Genomic DNA, 17,491 nt, shown 5'->3' with positions numbered 1-17,491 from the left:
CGCGCGCAGCGCGAACCCGGAATGACTTCCCATCAGAACGTCAGCGCCTTCGCCTGCTTGACCTGCGGCAGCGCCTGCACCTTGGCGAGCAGATCCGCCGGCACCGCACCGTCGACCTCGACGAGCGCAATGGCATCGCCGCCCTGCTCGACACGGCCGAGATGGAAGGTCGCGATGTTGATCTTGGCATCGCCGAGGAGGCTTGCGAACTTGCCGATGAAGCCCGGCTTGTCCTCGTTGGTGACGTAGATCATCGACTTGCCGAACTCGGCATCGACGCGGATGCCCTTGATGTCGACCAGCCGCGGCTTGCCGTCGTGATAGACGGTGCCGGAGACCGAGCGCTCCTGGCGTTCGGTTGCGACCGTCACCGTGATGAGGCTTTCATAGTCGCTCTGCGCAGCGCGGGTCACCTCGTCCACCACCATGCCGCGCTCCTTGGCGACCACAGGCGCGGACACCACGTTGACCTCGCCCAGCATCGGCCGCAGCAGGCCGGACAGCACGGCGGAGGTCAGCGCCTTGATCTTCATCTCGGCGACATGACCCTCATAGGTGATCGTGACCTTCGAGATGCCGGTCTCGGTGAGCTGGCCGGCGAACGAGCCGAGCTTCTCGGCGAGCGCGATGAAGGGCTTCAGCTTCGGCGCTTCTTCGGCGGTGATCGAGGGGAAGTTGATGGCGTTGGAGATCGCGCCGGACAACAGATAGTCCGACATCTGCTCGGCAACCTGCAGGGCGACGTTCTCCTGCGCCTCGGTGGTGGAGGCGCCGAGATGCGGCGTGCAGATCACGTTGGGATGGCCGAACAGCACGTTCGAGGTCGCGGGCTCCTCGATGAATACGTCGAAGGCAGCGCCGGCAATGTGCTTGGCGTTCAGCGCTTCCACCACCGCCTGCTCATCGACCAGACCGCCGCGGGCGCAGTTGATCAGGCGCACGCCCTTCTTCATCTTGGCGATTGCGGCCGCGTCGATGATGTTCTTGGTCTTCTCGGTGAGCGGGGTGTGCAGGGTGATGAAGTCGGCGCGCTTGAGCAGGTCATCGAGATCGACCTTCTCGACGCCGATGTCCTTGGCGCGCTCCGGCGACAGGAAGGGATCGAAGGCGACGACCTTCATGCGCAGGCCAAGCGCGCGGTCGCAGACGATCGAGCCGATATTGCCGCAGCCGATCACCCCTAACACCTTGCCGGTGATCTCGACGCCCATGAAGCGGTTCTTCTCCCACTTGCCGGACTGGGTGGAGGCGTCGGCCTGCGGAATTTCGCGCGCCAGCGCCAGCATCAGGGTGATGGCGTGCTCGGCGGTCGTGATCGAATTGCCGAACGGCGTGTTCATCACGATGATGCCCTTGGCAGTGGCCGCCGGGATCTCGACGTTGTCGACGCCGATGCCGGCGCGGCCGATCACCTTGAGGTTGGTCGCCTTCTCGATGATCTTGGCGGTCGCCTTCGTCGCCGAACGGATCGCAAGGCCGTCATAATTGCCGATGATCTCGGCAAGCTTGTCCTTGTCCTTGCCGAGGTTGGGCTGGAAGTCGACCTCGACGCCGCGATCCCTAAAGATCTGCACGGCGGCGGGAGAGAGCGCGTCGGAAATGAGAACTTTGGGTTTGGACATTGGAATGCTTCCTTCACCGTCGCTAAGGGAGGATCGGCCTGCGAGAGCCGGAATGGGTAGAGCGTCTCGGAGATTGCGTACTCTCCCTCTCCCCGTTTCTTACGGGGAGAGGGTGGGGTGAGGGGCGCCACAGGCGAGGTGCTCGCGGAGAGAACCCCTCACCCGGATCGCTGCGCGATCCGGCCTCTCCCCGTAGGGACGGGGAGAGGCCAAGAAAGAATCTTACGCCGCCTTCGGCAGCGCGGCCTTGGTCTCGGCGAAGGCCCAGTCGATCCACTGGGTCAGAAGCTCGACATCCTTCGCTTCCACCGTGGCACCGCACCAGATGCGCAGACCCACGGGCGCGTCGCGATAATACGCGAAGTCGAAGCCCGCGCCTTCCTTCTCGACCTGCGCGACCAGCTTCTTGCAGAACTCGGCCTGCGCGTCGGACGAGAGCGAGGTGATCGCAGGATCAGTGAACTTCAGGCACACCGAAGTGTTGGAGCGGATTGCAGCATCCTTTGCCAGGAAGTCGATCCACGGCGTCTTCGCCTTCCAGTCGGCGAGCACCTTGGTGTTGGCGTCGGCGCGCGCGATCAGCGCCTTCAGGCCGCCGATCGACTTCGCCCAGTTCAGCGCGTCGAGATAGTCCTCGACGCAGAGCATCGACGGCGTGTTGATGGTCTCGCCGACGAAAATGCCTTCGTTGATCTTGCCGCCCTTGGTCATGCGGAAAATCTTCGGCAACGGCCACGCCGGCTTGTAGGTCTCGAGACGCTCCACCGCGCGGGGCGAGAGGATCAGCATGCCGTGCGCGGCCTCGCCGCCGAGCGCCTTCTGCCAGGAGAAGGTGACGACGTCGAGCTTGGGCCAATCGAGAGCTTGGGCGAACGCTGCCGAGGTGGCGTCGCAAATGGTCAGGCCTTCGCGGGTCGCGCTGATCCAGTCGGCGTTCGGCACGCGCACACCGGAGGTGGTGCCGTTCCAGGTGAAGACGACGTCGCTCTTCTGATCGACCTTGGAAAGATCCGGGATTTCACCGTAAGCCGCGTTGAGCTTGGTGACATCCTTGAGCTTCAATTCCTTGACGATGTCGCTGACCCAGCCTTCGCCGAAGGATTCCCACGCGAGCGTGGTGACGGGGCGTGCGCCAAGCAGCGACCACAGCGCCATCTCGACCGCGCCGGTGTCGGAGGCCGGAACGATGCCGATGCGGTAGTCGGCCGGCACTTCAAGCACTTCGCGCGTCAGATCGATCGCGAGCTTGAGCTTGGTCTTGCCGATCTTCGCACGATGCGAACGGCCGAGAGCTGCGTCTTTGAGATTTTGGGCGGTCCAGCCGGGGCGCTTGGCACAGGGGCCGGAGGAGAAATGCGGCACGAGGGGCCGCGAAGCGGGCTTCGCTGCAGTCATGATCTACCCTTCCAGATAGTAAGCCTCCCGTTGGGGGGAGGTGTCCCGCGGCGGCTAATACGGGAAACGGGCAGAATCGTCAAGGAAGTTTGGGCGTCTCACGGTGGAGTGATGCCGTTTCCGCCGCCTTCTCAGGAGCTTCCACCGCATTCAGCAAGCCCGTCGCCTCGCTGATCAGCTGCGCGGCCCGGCGCCGGCTGGCGACCTTCAAAATGCATTTGTCGTCGGCCTGCACGACGTAGTCGTTGCCGACCTTGATGAACGAATAGCTTGTCATCGAAATCCCCGAACCGACCAGCCCGGTGTCCAGACGCAACCTAGCACCGATCGTTCCCCGGCGAACATGAACGAACGCCCGGTAGTTTATCAGCCCTTAACCGAAACGGATGCGCAGGCGGATTTTGCAGACGATGCAACGGCCGCGCGGAAGGTGCGTCAAAAGCGGACAGTCATGCCGACATGGCTCGCGGTGAATCCGAGCCGTTTGTAGAAGCGCTGCGCATCGACGCGACTCTGATGCGTCAGCAGCTCGACCAGGTTACAGCCCTTCGCGCGAGCCTCCGCGACGGCCCATTGCACGAGCTGCTCGCCGATGCCGCGGCTGCGGCAGTCGGAGGCGACGCGCACGTCCTCCAGGAGACCACGCGAACCGCCTTGCGAGCTCAGGCCCGGCAGGATGGCGAGTTGCAGGCTGCCGACCACCCTGCCCGTGCCGTCCACCGCGACCACGAGCGTCAGACCGGGATTTTTGTCGACCGCATCGAACGCCCTGAAATAGGACTCCGGCAACGGCTCCTCCAGGCGCTCACGCGCGCGGCCGAGATGATCGTCGGCGAGCATCGCGATGATCGCGGCAACGTCCTCGCGGCGGGCACGGCGGATCGAAATGATGTCGGCGGTCATGACGGGCTCCGAGCTCAGCGCGCCGGCGGAAGACCAAGATAGCTCTCGGTCTCGGCAATCCACCGGCGGATCGCAACAAGGCGGCCGAGATCAAAACCGCCTTCATGGGCGAGGCGGGTATAGGCCAGCAGCGAGACGTCGGCGAGCGAGATCGCCTCGCCGACGAAGCAGCGGCTGGTGGCCAGATGCTGCTCCATGCGGTCGAGCGCCGCATAGCCGCGCTTGACCTTCTCCGGGTCGAGCTCGGAAGCGTCCTTGCCGAGATAGACCATCTGGAAGCGGCACACCGCGACATAGGGCTCGTGGCTGTACTGCTCCCAGAACAGCCATTCATCCATCTTGGCCGCTGCAAAGCCATCGCGCGGAATGAGGTCGCTATCTCGGGCAAGATAGCGGATGATCGCATTGGACTGCGCCAGCGTGCGGCCGTCGTCGAATGCAATGGTCGGCACCTGGCCGGCGCCGTTCATCGCCAGGAATTGCGGCGTGCGCGTTTCGCCCTTGCTTGTGTTGATTTCGATCCAGCGATAGGGCAGCGCGAGCTTGTCGCAGACCCACTTCACCTTCAGGCAATTGCCGGAGTTCGTATCGCCGTAGATCTTCATCGCCGCTGCTCCCATCGCAGCGACAAAAGCATCAGGGCGGCGCGGTCCTGTCAACCGGCGCCATGCGCTGCGGTCAGAACTTGTAGCCGAGACCGGCGCGGACGGTGTTGATGCTGGTATCGACCTGGGAAGTGAAGCGGATATATTCCCACTCTGCGCGCAAGAAGAGACCGCCCGTGAGGGTCATGTCCACGCCAAGGCCGCCCGTATAGCCGTAGATCAGGTGGTTGTGCACGGCGTCCGTCGCGCTCAGCGGCGTGAGTGCGGTGAATGGCCCCAACTGTGACGAGGCAATCGCGTCATTGACGGTGACCGAGCGCGTGATGTCGGCATTACCGAGCGCGAAGCCGCCGAACATGTAGGGCAGGAAACAGCCCCAGGCATAGGCGGCGCGGCCACGGAACGTCGCCATGTCCTTGATCGAGATCGAGGCGGACGACGCCACGGCGACGTCGTGGAAATTGCCGTCGGAGAGCGCGCTGCCGCTGACGAGCTCCTTGAACGCGCTGGACGAGCCGCCGAACGAGCCGTGCAGGTAGCTGACCTCAAGACCCAGAACGACGTCTTCCCATCGTCCGTTGTATCCGAAGAAGACCCCGTAGCCGCCGGAGCGACTCGAGTTCTTGCCGAGCCCGAGATTCCAGTTGGCGACGTCCATCTCCTGGATCACGTTGTGGTCGAGCAGCGCGGCGAGCATGGTGGAGTTCGAGCCGCTGAAATTCTCGTCGGACGAGCCGTAGCCGCCCTGGCCGCCGATGTAGAAGCCCTGCCAGTTGACGCTCGTCCGGCTGAGGCCATCGCTCAAGCTGCCGCGCAGGATCGGAAGATCCGGCATATCGGCTGCCTGCGCGGCGGACACCACGCCCCACATCGCCGCCGCCCACAAAAGCCTACGCATCGCAACGCTCCATCGAACTCGAACTTGTCGCTGATGATCATGGCGCGTTAACCTTAACCAATGGTTGCGTTGCACGATTTCGGCACGATCAGGCCATGAATTTTACGCAAAGCAAAACGGCGCGGGATGATCCCGCGCCGTTAAGACGTCTTAACCGATTAGGGTTGCGATCAGCCCTTGGTGACCAGCGGCGGCGGCGCGTAGACCGGCGGGCTGTCGAGATTCCAGCGCACGCCGAGCTTCAAATCGTGCGAGGTGATGTGCTTGAACGTCGTCGGATTGAAGACGCTGTTGGTGCCATCGAATGTCTTGAGGTCGCCAGTCAGGCCATCGCCCATATCGAGGTAGCGATAGGCAAGCTCAACCGTGAAAGCCGGAGAAACCTTGTAGGCCAGACCGGCATGCGCCGCCCAGGCAAAGTTCCACTTCGCGACGTTATCGCCAAATGCCAGACCGGGCAGCGCACCAGCGCCATTGTTGGCGATGCTCGTATCGGTAAAGCCATTGATCGCAACCCGCGCTGTGCCGATGCCGGCGCCGACGAACGGCGTGATGCACCACCAGGTACCGAGATCGACATAGGCGTTGGCCATAACGACCCATTCGTTCTTGGTCGCGTGATAGGTGTCGGTGCCGACGCCGCCCAGATAAGTGATGCGGTCGGTGCCGTAGAATTGCGAATTGCCCCGGTACTCACCGGTCACGTCCGCACGGAACCAGTTGTTGAACCGGTAGCCGGCGCCTAGCCCGAAGATTCCAGCGTTGTTGAAGCTGAGGTTCTGCACCGATGAAGTATTGTTGGCATCGAGCACATTGTTCAGCCGGTCAACGCGCTGGTTGCTGAAGCCGATATCGCCGCGCAGATACCAGCCTCCGAAGTCGGCGGGCGGTGCCGGCGCGTACATGGGGGGCGCTGCGATCGGCATATCGGCGGCAAACGCCATCGACGAGATAAAAGTCACCGCACCCGCGGCAAGGAAAGACTTAACGCTACGCATTGGCTTCGTCCTTTTGGCCGGTGAGGCAAAATACGGACGCCTCACTTTCTGGAAACTCACGCGGGGACGATGGCACTAAATGCTTAAGCGCCACTTAACCCTAATTTTTAAGGTTGATTTTTTCCCACCATGCACGCGCATGCGGCGAGAGCGTTGCAAAAATGCGGCGCATGCGCACCTCAATTGCTAACGATGTATGAAGGCGCGGCGCAGCGAAAGAGATGAGTTAACGCGCGTGCTGCGGCAGTTTTGGCAGGAACACGGCCAGCAGACCGATCGCCGGCAGATAGGCGCAGATCTGATAGACGAACTCGATCGAGGTGTGGTCGGCAAGCTTGCCGAGCACGGCCGCGCCAAGGCCACCGATGCCGAAGGCCACGCCGAAGAACACGCCAGAGATCATTCCGAAGCGGTGCGGCACCAGCTCCTGCGCGAACACGATGATCGAGGACGTCGTCGAGGAGATGATCAACCCGATGAACACTGTGAGCACGGCGCTCGCATACAGTCCGGCATAGGGCAGCGCCAGCGTGAACGGCAGCGCGCCGACGATCGAGATCCAGATCACGATCTTGCGGCCGAAGCGATCGCCGAGCGGTCCGCCGAGGAATGCCCCGACCGCATTCGCTGCGAGGAAGATGAAGAGGTAGATTTGCGCTGCCTGCGTCGACACGCCGAAGCGGTCGATCAGGTAGAAGATGTAGTAGCTCGACAGGCTCGAGACGTAGAGCTGCTTGGAGAACAGGAGCGCCACCAGCACCAGAAGCGCGATCGCGACGCGCCGCGAGCTCGGCCCGTCGGGATGCGCATGGATCGGCTTCTCCTTCTTCGTCGTGATTTGCGGCGCGTACCAACGGCCGATGCGCCAGAGGATGAGAATCGCAAGGAACGCGATCGAGGAGAACCAGGCGATGCTGCCCTGCCCGAACGGCACCACGATCAGCGCCGCCAGCACCGGGCCCATCGACGTGCCGAAACTGCCCCCGAGCTGAAACACCGATTGCGCAAAGCCGTAGCGCCCGCCGGAGGCCAGCCGCGCGATGCGCGCCGACTCCGGGTGAAACACCGCCGAGCCGAGGCCAACCAGCGCGGCCGCAACCAGGATGATGAGGTACTGATGCGCGGCGCTGAGCAGCAGCAGGCCAAAGAACGTCGAGGCCATGCCGATCGACAGCGAGTAAGGCTGCGCCTTCTTGTCGGTGTAGTGCCCGACCACCGGCTGGAGCAGCGAGGCCGTGAACTGGAAGGCCAGCGTGATCATGCCGATCTGCGCGAAGTCGAGCGCGTAGGTGTCCTTCAGGATCGGATAGACCGAGGCGATCAACGACTGCATGGTGTCGTTGAGGAAATGCGAGAAGCTGATGCCGGCAAGCACGACATAGGCCGGGCCTGCGCTGGGCTTGCGCGCCGCAGCCGCCAATTCGGCCACGACGACGGGCTCGGTCAGCGTTTCCTCAGGTACGACGACAGGCTTGTTCAAGGGATCGATTCCCGGCAGGCGCGGCGAACCGCCGCACCCGATCCCTACGATGGCAGGGATGCGGTGACCACTGTCAATCGCCGATGGCTGGGCTGCACTCGGTCACCTCTCCCATCGGGAGAGGTGGGGGCGTGCGCCAATGGCGTTGAGCTCAGGCCGCAGCCTGTCCGAGCGCGGAGACGATGGTGTCGACGACTTCCTCGACCAGGATGCGGTCCTCGCCCTCGCCCATCACGCGGATCACGGGCTCGGTGCCGGAGGAGCGGATCAGGAGCCGACCATGGCCGTTGAGCCGCTTCTCACCGTCGGAGATCGCCGACTTCACGTCGCTGTCGTCGAGCGGCTTGCCGCTCTTGTAGCGGACGTTCTTCAGGATCTGCGGCAGCGGATCGAAGCGATGGCAGACTTCGGAGACCGGACGGCGCAGCTTCTGCACCACCGCCAGCACCTGCAATGCTGCAACGAAGCCGTCGCCGGTGGTGGCGTAGTCGGACAGGATGATGTGACCGGACTGCTCGCCGCCAAGATTGTAGCCGCCACTCAGCATCTGCTCGAGCACGTATCGGTCGCCGACCGGCGTGCGCACGAGATCGAGCCCCTGCCCTTTCAGGAAACGTTCGAGCCCGAGATTGGACATCACGGTCGCGACGATGCCGGGCCGCGCCAGCCGTCCGTCTTCCTTCCAGCTCTGAGCGATCACCGCGAGCAGCTGGTCGCCATCGACGATATGGCCGCGCTCATCGACCAGGATGACGCGGTCGGCGTCACCGTCGAGCGCAATGCCGATGTCGGCGCGCATCTCGCGCACCTTCTTCGACAGCGCTTCCGGCGAGGTCGAGCCGCATTCCTTGTTGATGTTGAAGCCGTCTGGCTCGACGCCGATCGGCACGACGTCGGCGCCCAACTCCCACAGCGCTTCCGGCACCACCTTGTAGGCGGCGCCATTGGCGCAATCGACCACGACGCGCAGCCCGTCGAGCGACAGATCGCGCGGCAGCGTGCGCTTGGCGAATTCGATGTAGCGGTCATGCACGCCGTCGATGCGGCGGGCGCGGCCCAGGCTCGCACTTTGTGCGAGCTTCTTGTCGAGGGACTCGTCGAGCAGCTGCTCGATCTGCCTCTCGACGTCGTCGGACAGCTTGAAGCCCTGCGGGCCGAACAGCTTGATGCCGTTGTCCTCGAACAGATTGTGCGAGGCCGAGATCATGACGCCGAGATCGGCGCGCATCGACTTGGTCAGCATCGCGACCGCCGGCGTCGGCATCGGGCCGACCAGCAGCACGTCCATGCCGACGGAAGTGAAGCCCGCGACCATCGCATATTCGATCATGTAGCCGGACAGGCGCGTGTCCTTGCCGATCACCACCCGGTGGCGATGCTCACCGCGCTGAAACGCAAGGCCGGCAGCCTGGCCGACCTTGAGCGCGAGCTCCGGTGTGATCAGTCCGTTGGCACGACCTCGAATCCCATCGGTCCCGAAATATTTGCGGCTCATATGAGTCCCCCACGCGGCAACCAGGATTCCCCAAAACAACTACCGGATGCCGTGCACGGCTCCGCCATTCCTGATTTCGCTGGCGTTCTTATAATGCCATCACAGCTAAGATGGCTTCAAGAAATATAATGAATCGTTACGGAACCCGGCCCGCCGCCGGCCTAACAACCTGTTGTTAACACTGGAACTCTTGCCCGAGAGGCCTCGAGAGGCTGGAACCTGCCCCTAATCGGAACGCTTCACGTGCTGGTCGCCGCGGGACGGAGGGGGCTGAGTGACGTTGACGGGATCGGAGGCAGGAAAAGTCTCCTCCAATCCTTCCTCGAGCGCCTCGTCGAGGCGATGCTTCTCATCGGCCTTGGTGGATTTCGGCGTGGATCGCGGTCTGGTCATGGCGGCCTCTTCGCAAACGATTTGGCTGTGCACCCATCCATGCTAGATGACCCCGAAATCCGTTGACGCAAGGACGGGCCGGGGAACGTCATGAAGCATATCACCTGCATCGAAGACCTACGTGCGCTGCACAAGCGGCGCGTGCCGAAAGCGTTCTTCGACTATTGCGACCGCGGCTCCTATGCCGAGGAAACGCTGCGCGCCAATCGCGACGATCTCCAGCAGATCAAGTTTCGTCAGCGCATCCTGGTCGACGTCTCCAAGCGAGACACCTCGACCACGATCCTCGGCGAGCCCTCGACTATGCCCCTCATCCTCGCGCCGGTCGGGCTGCTTGGCATGCAGCACGGCGACGGCGAGATCCACGCCTGCCGCGCCGCACAGGCTGCGGGCATCCCATTCACGCAGTCGACGATGTCGATCTGCTCGATCGAGGACATCGCCGCCAATGTCGAGAAGCCGTTCTGGTTCCAGCTCTACGTGATGAAGGATCGCGGCTTCATCAAGGATCTGATCCAGCGCGCGATTGCCGCCAAGTGCAGCGCGCTGGTGCTCACCGTCGATCTCCAGGTGATCGGGCAGCGCCATGCCGACATCAAGAACGGCATGACGGTGCCGCCCGAGTGGTCGCTGTCGAAGCTGATCGATTTCGCGACCAAGCCGACCTGGGTCTCCGGCGTGCTGCGCGGCAAGCGCCGCACCTTCGGCAATATCGCCGGCCACGTGAAGAACACCGAGGATCTCAATCGCCTGGCGGAATGGACCGCCTCGCAGTTCGACACATCGCTGAACTGGAAGGACGTCGAGTGGGTCCGCGGCATCTGGCCGGGCAAGCTCATCATCAAGGGCATCCTCGACGTCGAGGATGCCGAGGAGGCCGCAAAGACCGGCGCGCAAGCCCTGGTCGTCTCCAACCATGGCGGCCGGCAGCTCGACGGCGCGCCGTCGTCGATCGAGGTGCTTCCCGAGATCGCGGATGCGGTCGGCGACAAGATGGAGATCATGTTCGACGGCGGCATCCGCTCCGGCCAGGACGTGATGCGCGCGCTCGCGCTCGGCGCAAAATCCTGCATGATCGGCCGCGCCTATGCCTATGGGCTGGGTGCCGGCGGCCAGGCCGGCGTCGCCAAGGCGATCGACATCATCCAGAAGGAGCTGCTGACGACGATGGGTCTGTGCGGCGTCAACAGGGTCGACGAGATCGACGATCACATCATCGCGGTCTAGGACCACCCGCGCCTGACGTACCGCGTCTTTACCACCAGCCCTGTTGCGGCTGCCAGAACTGGCCGCCGCCGCGCCGGCGCGGATTGACGGGTTGCGGGTTCGGGTCACGCGGCTGGAAGAAGAAACCGAAGCCGCCGTTGTTGTCCCAACCATCACCACTCGCAACGGCCATGGGGGCCGTCGGCTTGCGCGTAATAAACCCGCCCTGTGGCTGGTTGTTCAGCACCGCGACGAACTCGGTGCGATAGTTGGTCTCGCTGCTCAGCGGCTCGTCCGAGATGATGATCGAGGATCGCGGCACTGCGGTCGGCGCGACACGGTCGAGCACGTCCTGCGGGATGGTGATGCGGTCGAGCGCGTCCTTGGCGTCGTCGCCGTTGTCGATCGTGACGACGCTCCAGCGCAGGCCTGAATCACTCTTCGCCATCGCCGTGAAAATATGAGTGCCGATCGGCCGCTCGGGATTGCGGATCGAGACGGGAACCTCGATGCTCGTATCGAACACCTCGCCGCCGCCGTCCGGCGCGGGCTTATGCGTATTGCGCCGCACGTAGAGCTTCTGCGTCGATCGGCTGATGTAGACCGAGACCGGCTCGAGCGCGAGCTTCGCCTCGGTCGCCGCCTTGACGGCGTCGGCCTTTTTGGTCGCCGCCGCCTTGGCGGCATCCTTGGCGGCAGCAGCGGCATCGCGCTTCGGCTGCGCGTTCGCCTTGGCGGTGTCGAGCTGCGTTGCCGCGTCAGCGGCCTTGGTGGCGGCTTTTTGCTTCAAATCCTCGGCCTTCGCCTTGGCCTGATCCGTCTTGGCGGCGGCGAGCACCTTGTCGGCGTAAGCGAGCTCGGCATCGGCGCTCTTCTTGAGCCGTTCCAGATTGCGCAGCGACGCCGGGAGCGACGCGGCCTCGCGTGCCGTCGACGTGGCAATTTTCTTTGTCTCGTCGGCTGCCCTTATGGCCTCCTCGGCCTCGCGGGAGAGCGTATCGGCCCGCGCCGGGGCCGCCGCAATCGCCTCCTTCTTCGGCACGAACAGGGCCGGATGAGAGAAATCGACCGGGGTGGCCTCGTTCGGCGAGATGATCACCCGCATCCCGATGTTCGTCTTGTCGAACAGGTCCTCCGCAAAGCCGTACGGCATCCGCACGCAGCCGTGCGAGGCCGCATAGCCGGGCAGCGGCCCGCCATGCAGCGCGATGCCGTTCCAGGTGATGCGCTGCATGTTCGGCATCCAGGCATCGTCATACATGGTCGAGTGATGGTCCTTGTCCTTCTCGATGACGGCGAAGACGCCGGCCGGCGTCTCGCGTCCCGTGGTGCCGGTCGACACCGGCGCGCGCAGGATCCAGCCGTCAGCGTCGTAGAAAGTGACCTGCTGGCTCTTGATCGACACGATCGCCATGATCGGCTCGCCTGCCGCGCGCGGCGCAACCGCTTCGGCAGCAGGGCGCGCCTGCTTCGCCGCGGCGGCGTCGGTGGTCAGCGCCGTCAGCGCGGCCATCGCCGCGATCGTTACAAGGCCGGCAGGCCGCCAACGCCGCATCGCCACAGTGGATTGCGCCGTCGTCAATCGATTTGCCATGCCGTACCCCGGTTGAAACAGGCGCCTGCCCTCAGCGTCGACTTAAGGCCAGATTGCGATCTTCGGATTAAATAACTATCGCCATCGCAATTGGCTCCCGAGCATTATCGGCAGCTTCGATGGCAAATCTCTGATATACGACGGCCCGCGCGGGCGGAAGGGTCGCTTTGGGCCAAAATGGACCGGCCGGGCAGCGCGCAAGGCTGCCGGCGCGCCCGCGGCCTTGCGGGCGACCCGGGCGTGGTTCGGCTTAGACGGCTCGCGGATGCCCGAACCCGGACACGAGCCGTGCCGCCCCGGAAATTGACGCCGGCAGTCACATCGGCGGCGTCACCCCGTCGCGGCCGACGTTGACGCGGCCAGCTTCGAGCGAACCGTCCTCCTTCTTCGCCGCGCCGAAGATGATGAGCCTGGCGCCCGGCTTCACCTCGGATTTATCGCTGGCGACGAAGGTGACGATCGGCGTGTCCGGCGGCACCACGATCTTCTTCTCGCCGTCCTTGTACTTGAGCAGGATGTTCTGGCCGTCGGTGCCCTTGACCGTCTCGGCCACTGTCGCATTCGTCATGGTCGAATTGGCGCGCGCATCCCAGGGACGGAAACCTTCGGCCGCGCCGCGCTGGTTCTCCGGGAAGATGTGCACGGCAATCGCCCGCTGCGACCCGTCGGGCTCGGGCATGCCGGTGACGCCGATATAGGAGCCCTCCCTGATCTCCGACAGCGCGGTCTTCACGACGGCGAACACGGCGACGTTGTCGGTCATGCGCACCTCTACGTCGCTGCCTTCGCGGGTCTTGATGCCGAGCATGTTGCCATCGACGGTCTCGATGGTCCCGCGGATACGGACCGTCGGCGCCTGCTGCGCCGACGCGACCGAAGACAGAATCGCAGACGACAGAATGATAGAAGACACAATGGCAATGGTAGCGAGCGAGGCCACGAGCACGCGTGGCCTCCAGGCGTTCAGTTCCTGCATGGCCTGTCCCTCCAGGGCGGTTGCGCCGGTCAATCATCGCAACCCCGGAGCTGGATCCCTATTCCGCTGTCCTGCGCTTTGTTGCGATCACGAAAATCGACGCGCGCATTGGGGGCGCCTCACATCGGCGGCGTCAGGCCATCGCGGCCGACGCTGACGCGGCTGGTCTCGAACGATCCGTCCGCAAGCTGCTTGACGAAGGCGATGATCTTGGCGCCCTCTTTCAGATCCGATTTCTCACCGGGCACGTAGGTGACGACCGGCGTCTCCGAGGAGACGAACACCTTCTTCTCGCCGTCCTTGTATTTGACCAGCAGCGTGTGACCGTCATTGCCGACCACGCTCTCGGCGACCGTCGCATTGGTCATGCTGGAGTTCGGCTTTAGGTCCCAGGGGCGCGAGCCTTCGCCGGTGCCGCGCATGCTTTCCGGAAAGACATGGACTTCGACGGCGTTCTGGCCGCCGTCCGGTCCCGGCACCGTGGTCGCGCCGACGAAGGAGCCGACCTTGATGTCAGAGAGTGCGATCTTGGTGATCCCCGCTACACGAAGATCGGAAGCAACACGCAGCTTGACGTCCTCACCGCTGCGCGACTTCACTGACAGCAGATCGCCGTCGACTTTTTCGATCGTTCCACGCACCCGCGTCGGAACAGGCGCCTGCTGCGCGACGGCATAGAGCGTGGATAGGCCCACCATCGCGACAGCGACAAGCGGACGTGTGAAAGTTGCACGTTGAACAGGCATGACAGTCTCCAAATTGTCCCACGAGGACAGGACCCCGGAGGCCGCGCCCTATTCTCTCAAGATTTTGTGAGATCGGTTTCGACCAGCGCGCGCAACTCCGCCGTCACCTGCGGCCGCTTGCCGAACCACAGCTCGAACCCGCGCACCGCTTGGTGCAAGAGCATGCCGAGCCCGTCGGCGGTCTTCAGCCCGCGCGCCTGCGCGGCCGCAAGCAGTGGCGTGATCAGCGGAACATAGACGAGGTCGGCAACGACCGCCTGTTGCGGCAGGCGCGCGATGTCGAGTTCGAGCGCCGGCTGGCCGCGCATGCCGAGGGAGGTCGTGTTGACGAGCAGCCTTGCCCGCGGCAGCACGTCACCGATTGCGTCCCAGGCCAGGGGCTGCACGCGCGAACCGAACGCCGTTGCAAGCACCTCGGCACGCGCAATGGTGCGGTTGGCGAGATGGACGCGACTGACGCCGCGTTCGAGCAGGCCGAACACGACCGCGCGCGACGAGCCGCCGGCACCGAGCACCAGAGCCTCCTCGGCTGCGTCCCACCCCGGTGCGCTGGCGTCGAGATTGTTGATGAAGCCTTCGACGTCGGTGTTGGTCGAACGCAGCTCACTTCCCGCAAGCCACAGCGTGTTGGCGGCACCGATCGCCTTGGCGCGCGCATCCGGCGTCGAGAGCGCGAGCACGTCTTCCTTGTGCGGGATCGTGACGTTGGCGCCGACGAAACCGTGCAACGACAGCCGCAGCACGAAGTCGCGCAGATCCTCCGGCGGCACCGCCTCGATCACATAGCCGCCCTCGATGCCGAGCGTGCGCAGCCAGTAGCGATGGATCAGCGGTGAGCGCGAATGCGCCGCCGGCCATCCGATCAGGCAGGCTACGGGCGTCTTAGACACGGTTTTCCTCGAAGGCGCAGGTTCGCAACGGTCCCTCCCGGGAGTTTCCCGGCGATCCATTTCGCGTCCGGCCCGCGCTGTCAAGCACGCGAGCGTCGCGCGCGGGCGCCAGCGCGGCGCCTGCGGCAAACTTGCGCCCAGGAAGGGGGGCACCAAGCCCAATGATTTGCAAAGAGGAACGCTGACGGCCGGCCTCGAGGCCGGCCGTCAAGTGAGTGCCACCATCACGCCGCGTCGCGATGTGCGGCGATGATCTGGTCGGCGGCGCGCCCCGTCACCTCGGCCATGTGGTCGAACTGGCGGGTGAAGCTGCCGGAGCCGGCGGTTGCGGAGCGCAGTTCGACGATCAGCTCGCCGATCTCGGCCTCCGGCATCATGGCGCGCACGCAGTCCCAGCCGCTCCAGCCGTCGCGGGTGTCGAAGCCGAGGATCTGGCCGCGCCGCGCCGATAAGATCGCGTTGATCTTGGCGGTCGCATCCGTCGGGCAGACGATCTCGACGACATGGATCGGCTCCAGCAGCACCGGCTGGCATTGCGGCAGGCCCTCGTTGAGCCCGATCCGCGCCGCCGTGCGGAACGCGAGATCGGAGGAATCGACGCTGTGATAGGAGCCGTCGGTCAGCGTCACCGCGACGTCGGTGACGGGGAAGCCGAGCGGGCCGCGCGTCAGGCCGTCGACGACGCCCTCCTCCACCGCCGGGATGTAGTTGCGCGGCACAGCGCCGCCGACCACCTTCTCGGCGAACTTGAACCCTTCTCCACGCGCGAGCGGCTTGATGTCGAGCACCACGTCGCCGAACTGGCCGTGGCCGCCGGACTGCTTCTTGTGCCGGCCGCGCTGGACGATCGGCTTGCGGATGGTCTCCTGGTAACCGATCGCCGGCGGATGAGACTTGACGTTGACGCCGAAGCGGTCACGCAGCCGCTCGCTGGCAACGCGCAAGTGCATCTCGCCCTGCCCCCACAGCACGGTATCGTGGGTCTGGGCGTTCATCACAATGACGAGCGAGGGGTCTTCCTCGTGCAGCCGGGCGAGCGCCTGGCCGAGCTTGACGTCATCCTTGCGGTCGGTGGCCGCGACCGAGATCGCAAGCACCGGCGGCGTCGGCTCGACCGCGATCAGCTGAGACGGCTGGGTCTTACCGGTCGAGATCGTGTCGCCGGTCTTGATCGGATCGAGCTTGCCGAGCGCGATCGTGTCGCCGATCTCCGCCGACGGGCGCTTGGTATCATAGGCACCGTTGACGGCAAGAATGCCGGAGATGCGCCCCGCGCCGCCCGAGGCAGATTGCAGCGTGGCGCCGTCGTCGAGATGGCCGGCGAGCAGCCGCGTCAGCGACAGCTTTCCGCCATGCTGCGAATGCAGCGTCTTGAAGACGTAGCCGAGCGCATCCTTGCTGTCGGCCGCGCCAAGCCGCTTGGCGGTCTCGGCGATGCCGGGCGCCTCATGGCGCAGCGCCTTCATCAGGCGGAGCACGCCGTTCTCGCGTGCGGCGGCGCCGAGCAGCACCGGGCAGATCAGGCCCTCGCGCAGCTCGCGAGAGAGATCGTCGAACACGGAATCGCGCGGCGGCTGGATGTCTTCGAGCAATTGCTCCATCAGCGCGTCGTCGTGATCGGCGAGCTTCTCCAGCATCGAGAAGCGGGCTTCCTTCTCGCGGTCGAGATTGCCACCTTCGAGCGCGATGACCTCTGAGGCCTTATGCTCGCGATAGACGAAGGCGCGCTCGAGCGCGAGATCGACGAAGCCCTCGATCAGCTCGCCATTCCAGATCGGAATCTGGCGCAGCACCAGCGGCACGCGGGAGGCCGGCTGCAATGTCTCGAGCGTCTCGCGGATGCGCTTGTTGGCGCGATCGATCTTGTTGAGAAACAGGAAGCGCGGGATCTTCATCTCCTCCAGCTCGCGCAGGATGATCTGAAGCTGCGGCAGCTTCTTCTCGTCAGCCTCGCAGACCACGACCGCAGCGTCGACCGCGGGAAGCGCCGCGCGCATGTCGTGGGCGAACTCAACGGAACCCGGACAATCGAGGAAAGTGTAGCTGTCCCCCATGAAACTCGTGGTGGCAGCCGTCAGGCCCACAGTCATCTTGTGATGGCGGGCCTCTGGCGTGGCGTCGCCCACCGAAGTACCGGCGTCGACGCTGCCGGCACGCGGGACCGCGCCCGTTCGTGCCAAAATCGCTTCGAGAAGAGTGGTTTTACCGCTTTGGAAAGGGCCCACAAGCGCAATGCACCGTGGACCTCGGGGACTTCTGACGTCTTGTCCCATTCGCCGCCTCCGTCATG

General features: G+C 64.4%; 16 protein-coding genes. 1 reads left to right on the top strand and 15 read right to left on the bottom strand.

The features are described from left to right. Positions 1-32: 32 nt before the first annotated feature. The 10 genes from serA to Q2941_RS06100 all read right to left on the bottom strand — a co-directional run bounded on the left by serA (position 33) and on the right by Q2941_RS06100 (position 9,789). Complete coding sequence (serA, locus tag Q2941_RS06145; RefSeq protein ID WP_458191936.1) at positions 33-1,622, bottom strand: phosphoglycerate dehydrogenase; 1,590 nt, start codon at positions 1,620-1,622, stop codon at positions 33-35. A gap of 222 nt (positions 1,623-1,844) precedes the next feature. After that, entirely contained in the window at positions 1,845-3,017 is a 1,173-nt protein-coding gene (locus Q2941_RS06140; protein WP_027523152.1) for a phosphoserine transaminase, read from the bottom strand. Between the two features lie 79 nt (positions 3,018-3,096). Continuing rightward, the gene (locus tag Q2941_RS06135; RefSeq protein ID WP_458191935.1) at positions 3,097-3,333 is read right to left on the bottom strand and encodes a hypothetical protein; all 237 of its coding nucleotides are present in this window, start codon (positions 3,331-3,333) and stop codon (positions 3,097-3,099) included. 119 nt (positions 3,334-3,452) lie between these two features. Then, on the bottom strand, positions 3,453-3,920 hold the full coding sequence (locus Q2941_RS06130) for a GNAT family N-acetyltransferase (RefSeq protein ID WP_027523150.1): 468 nt from the start codon (positions 3,918-3,920) through the stop codon (positions 3,453-3,455). 14 nt (positions 3,921-3,934) lie between these two features. Then, entirely contained in the window at positions 3,935-4,525 is a 591-nt protein-coding gene (locus Q2941_RS06125) for a glutathione S-transferase family protein (RefSeq protein WP_027523149.1), read from the bottom strand. 73 nt (positions 4,526-4,598) lie between these two features. Further along, positions 4,599-5,423: an outer membrane protein gene (locus tag Q2941_RS06120; RefSeq protein WP_458191934.1), complete on the bottom strand. Its 825-nt coding sequence runs from the start codon at positions 5,421-5,423 to the stop codon at positions 4,599-4,601. 170 nt (positions 5,424-5,593) lie between these two features. Then, the gene (locus tag Q2941_RS06115; RefSeq protein ID WP_458191933.1) at positions 5,594-6,421 is read right to left on the bottom strand and encodes an outer membrane protein; all 828 of its coding nucleotides are present in this window, start codon (positions 6,419-6,421) and stop codon (positions 5,594-5,596) included. Between the two features lie 226 nt (positions 6,422-6,647). Beyond that, on the bottom strand, positions 6,648-7,901 hold the full coding sequence (locus tag Q2941_RS06110) for an MFS transporter (RefSeq protein WP_458191932.1): 1,254 nt from the start codon (positions 7,899-7,901) through the stop codon (positions 6,648-6,650). A 151-nt stretch (positions 7,902-8,052) separates the two neighbouring features. Next, positions 8,053-9,396 carry a phosphoglucosamine mutase gene (gene glmM, locus Q2941_RS06105; protein ID WP_027523145.1) on the bottom strand — a complete coding sequence of 448 codons (1,344 nt, stop codon included), beginning with the start codon at positions 9,394-9,396 and terminating at the stop codon, positions 8,053-8,055. A gap of 225 nt (positions 9,397-9,621) precedes the next feature. Then, positions 9,622-9,789 (bottom strand): hypothetical protein, encoded by a 168-nt coding sequence (locus Q2941_RS06100; RefSeq protein WP_458191931.1) that lies wholly within the window; start codon positions 9,787-9,789, stop codon positions 9,622-9,624. A gap of 90 nt (positions 9,790-9,879) precedes the next feature. Here Q2941_RS06100 and Q2941_RS06095 point away from each other — a divergent pair, with 90 nt between their 5' ends. Further along, the gene (locus Q2941_RS06095) at positions 9,880-11,016 is read left to right on the top strand and encodes an alpha-hydroxy acid oxidase (RefSeq protein ID WP_458191930.1); all 1,137 of its coding nucleotides are present in this window, start codon (positions 9,880-9,882) and stop codon (positions 11,014-11,016) included. A 28-nt stretch (positions 11,017-11,044) separates the two neighbouring features. On the opposite strand, the gene Q2941_RS06090 is transcribed toward Q2941_RS06095, so the two are convergent. From Q2941_RS06090 to Q2941_RS06070, 5 genes are all read right to left on the bottom strand, one after another. Beyond that, the gene (locus Q2941_RS06090) at positions 11,045-12,589 is read right to left on the bottom strand and encodes a L,D-transpeptidase (RefSeq protein WP_458191929.1); all 1,545 of its coding nucleotides are present in this window, start codon (positions 12,587-12,589) and stop codon (positions 11,045-11,047) included. A 316-nt stretch (positions 12,590-12,905) separates the two neighbouring features. Further along, the gene (locus Q2941_RS06085) at positions 12,906-13,565 is read right to left on the bottom strand and encodes a single stranded DNA-binding domain-containing protein (RefSeq protein ID WP_156944304.1); all 660 of its coding nucleotides are present in this window, start codon (positions 13,563-13,565) and stop codon (positions 12,906-12,908) included. A 119-nt stretch (positions 13,566-13,684) separates the two neighbouring features. Further along, positions 13,685-14,311 (bottom strand): hypothetical protein, encoded by a 627-nt coding sequence (locus Q2941_RS06080; protein WP_027523141.1) that lies wholly within the window; start codon positions 14,309-14,311, stop codon positions 13,685-13,687. Between the two features lie 56 nt (positions 14,312-14,367). Continuing rightward, on the bottom strand, positions 14,368-15,201 hold the full coding sequence (locus tag Q2941_RS06075; protein ID WP_027523140.1) for a shikimate dehydrogenase: 834 nt from the start codon (positions 15,199-15,201) through the stop codon (positions 14,368-14,370). A gap of 224 nt (positions 15,202-15,425) precedes the next feature. Beyond that, positions 15,426-17,474 carry an elongation factor G gene (locus Q2941_RS06070; protein WP_027523139.1) on the bottom strand — a complete coding sequence of 683 codons (2,049 nt, stop codon included), beginning with the start codon at positions 17,472-17,474 and terminating at the stop codon, positions 15,426-15,428. Positions 17,475-17,491 lie beyond the last annotated feature (17 nt).

Source organism: Bradyrhizobium sp. UFLA05-153 (genome assembly GCF_054185185.1).
Note: the sequence above shows the minus strand (reverse complement) of the source record. Positions and strands in the feature narration are given on the sequence as shown.

Excerpts from the sequence above, each read along its gene's own strand:
- serA (WP_458191936.1), bottom strand. The coding sequence starts at position 1,622 with ATGTCCAAACCCAAAGTTCTCATTTCCGACGCGCTCTCTCCCGCCGCC.
- Q2941_RS06140 (WP_027523152.1), bottom strand. The coding sequence starts at position 3,017 with ATGACTGCAGCGAAGCCCGCTTCGCGGCCCCTCGTGCCGCATTTCTCC.
- Q2941_RS06130 (WP_027523150.1), bottom strand. The coding sequence starts at position 3,920 with ATGACCGCCGACATCATTTCGATCCGCCGTGCCCGCCGCGAGGACGTT.
- Q2941_RS06125 (WP_027523149.1), bottom strand. The coding sequence starts at position 4,525 with ATGAAGATCTACGGCGATACGAACTCCGGCAATTGCCTGAAGGTGAAG.
- Q2941_RS06120 (WP_458191934.1), bottom strand. The coding sequence starts at position 5,423 with ATGCGTAGGCTTTTGTGGGCGGCGGCGATGTGGGGCGTGGTGTCCGCC.
- Q2941_RS06115 (WP_458191933.1), bottom strand. The coding sequence starts at position 6,421 with ATGCGTAGCGTTAAGTCTTTCCTTGCCGCGGGTGCGGTGACTTTTATC.
- glmM (WP_027523145.1), bottom strand. The coding sequence starts at position 9,396 with ATGAGCCGCAAATATTTCGGGACCGATGGGATTCGAGGTCGTGCCAAC.
- Q2941_RS06100 (WP_458191931.1), bottom strand. The coding sequence starts at position 9,789 with ATGACCAGACCGCGATCCACGCCGAAATCCACCAAGGCCGATGAGAAG.
- Q2941_RS06095 (WP_458191930.1), top strand. The coding sequence starts at position 9,880 with ATGAAGCATATCACCTGCATCGAAGACCTACGTGCGCTGCACAAGCGG.
- Q2941_RS06090 (WP_458191929.1), bottom strand. The coding sequence starts at position 12,589 with ATGGCAAATCGATTGACGACGGCGCAATCCACTGTGGCGATGCGGCGT.
- Q2941_RS06085 (WP_156944304.1), bottom strand. The coding sequence starts at position 13,565 with ATGCAGGAACTGAACGCCTGGAGGCCACGCGTGCTCGTGGCCTCGCTC.
- Q2941_RS06080 (WP_027523141.1), bottom strand. The coding sequence starts at position 14,311 with ATGCCTGTTCAACGTGCAACTTTCACACGTCCGCTTGTCGCTGTCGCG.
- Q2941_RS06070 (WP_027523139.1), bottom strand. The coding sequence starts at position 17,474 with ATGGGACAAGACGTCAGAAGTCCCCGAGGTCCACGGTGCATTGCGCTT.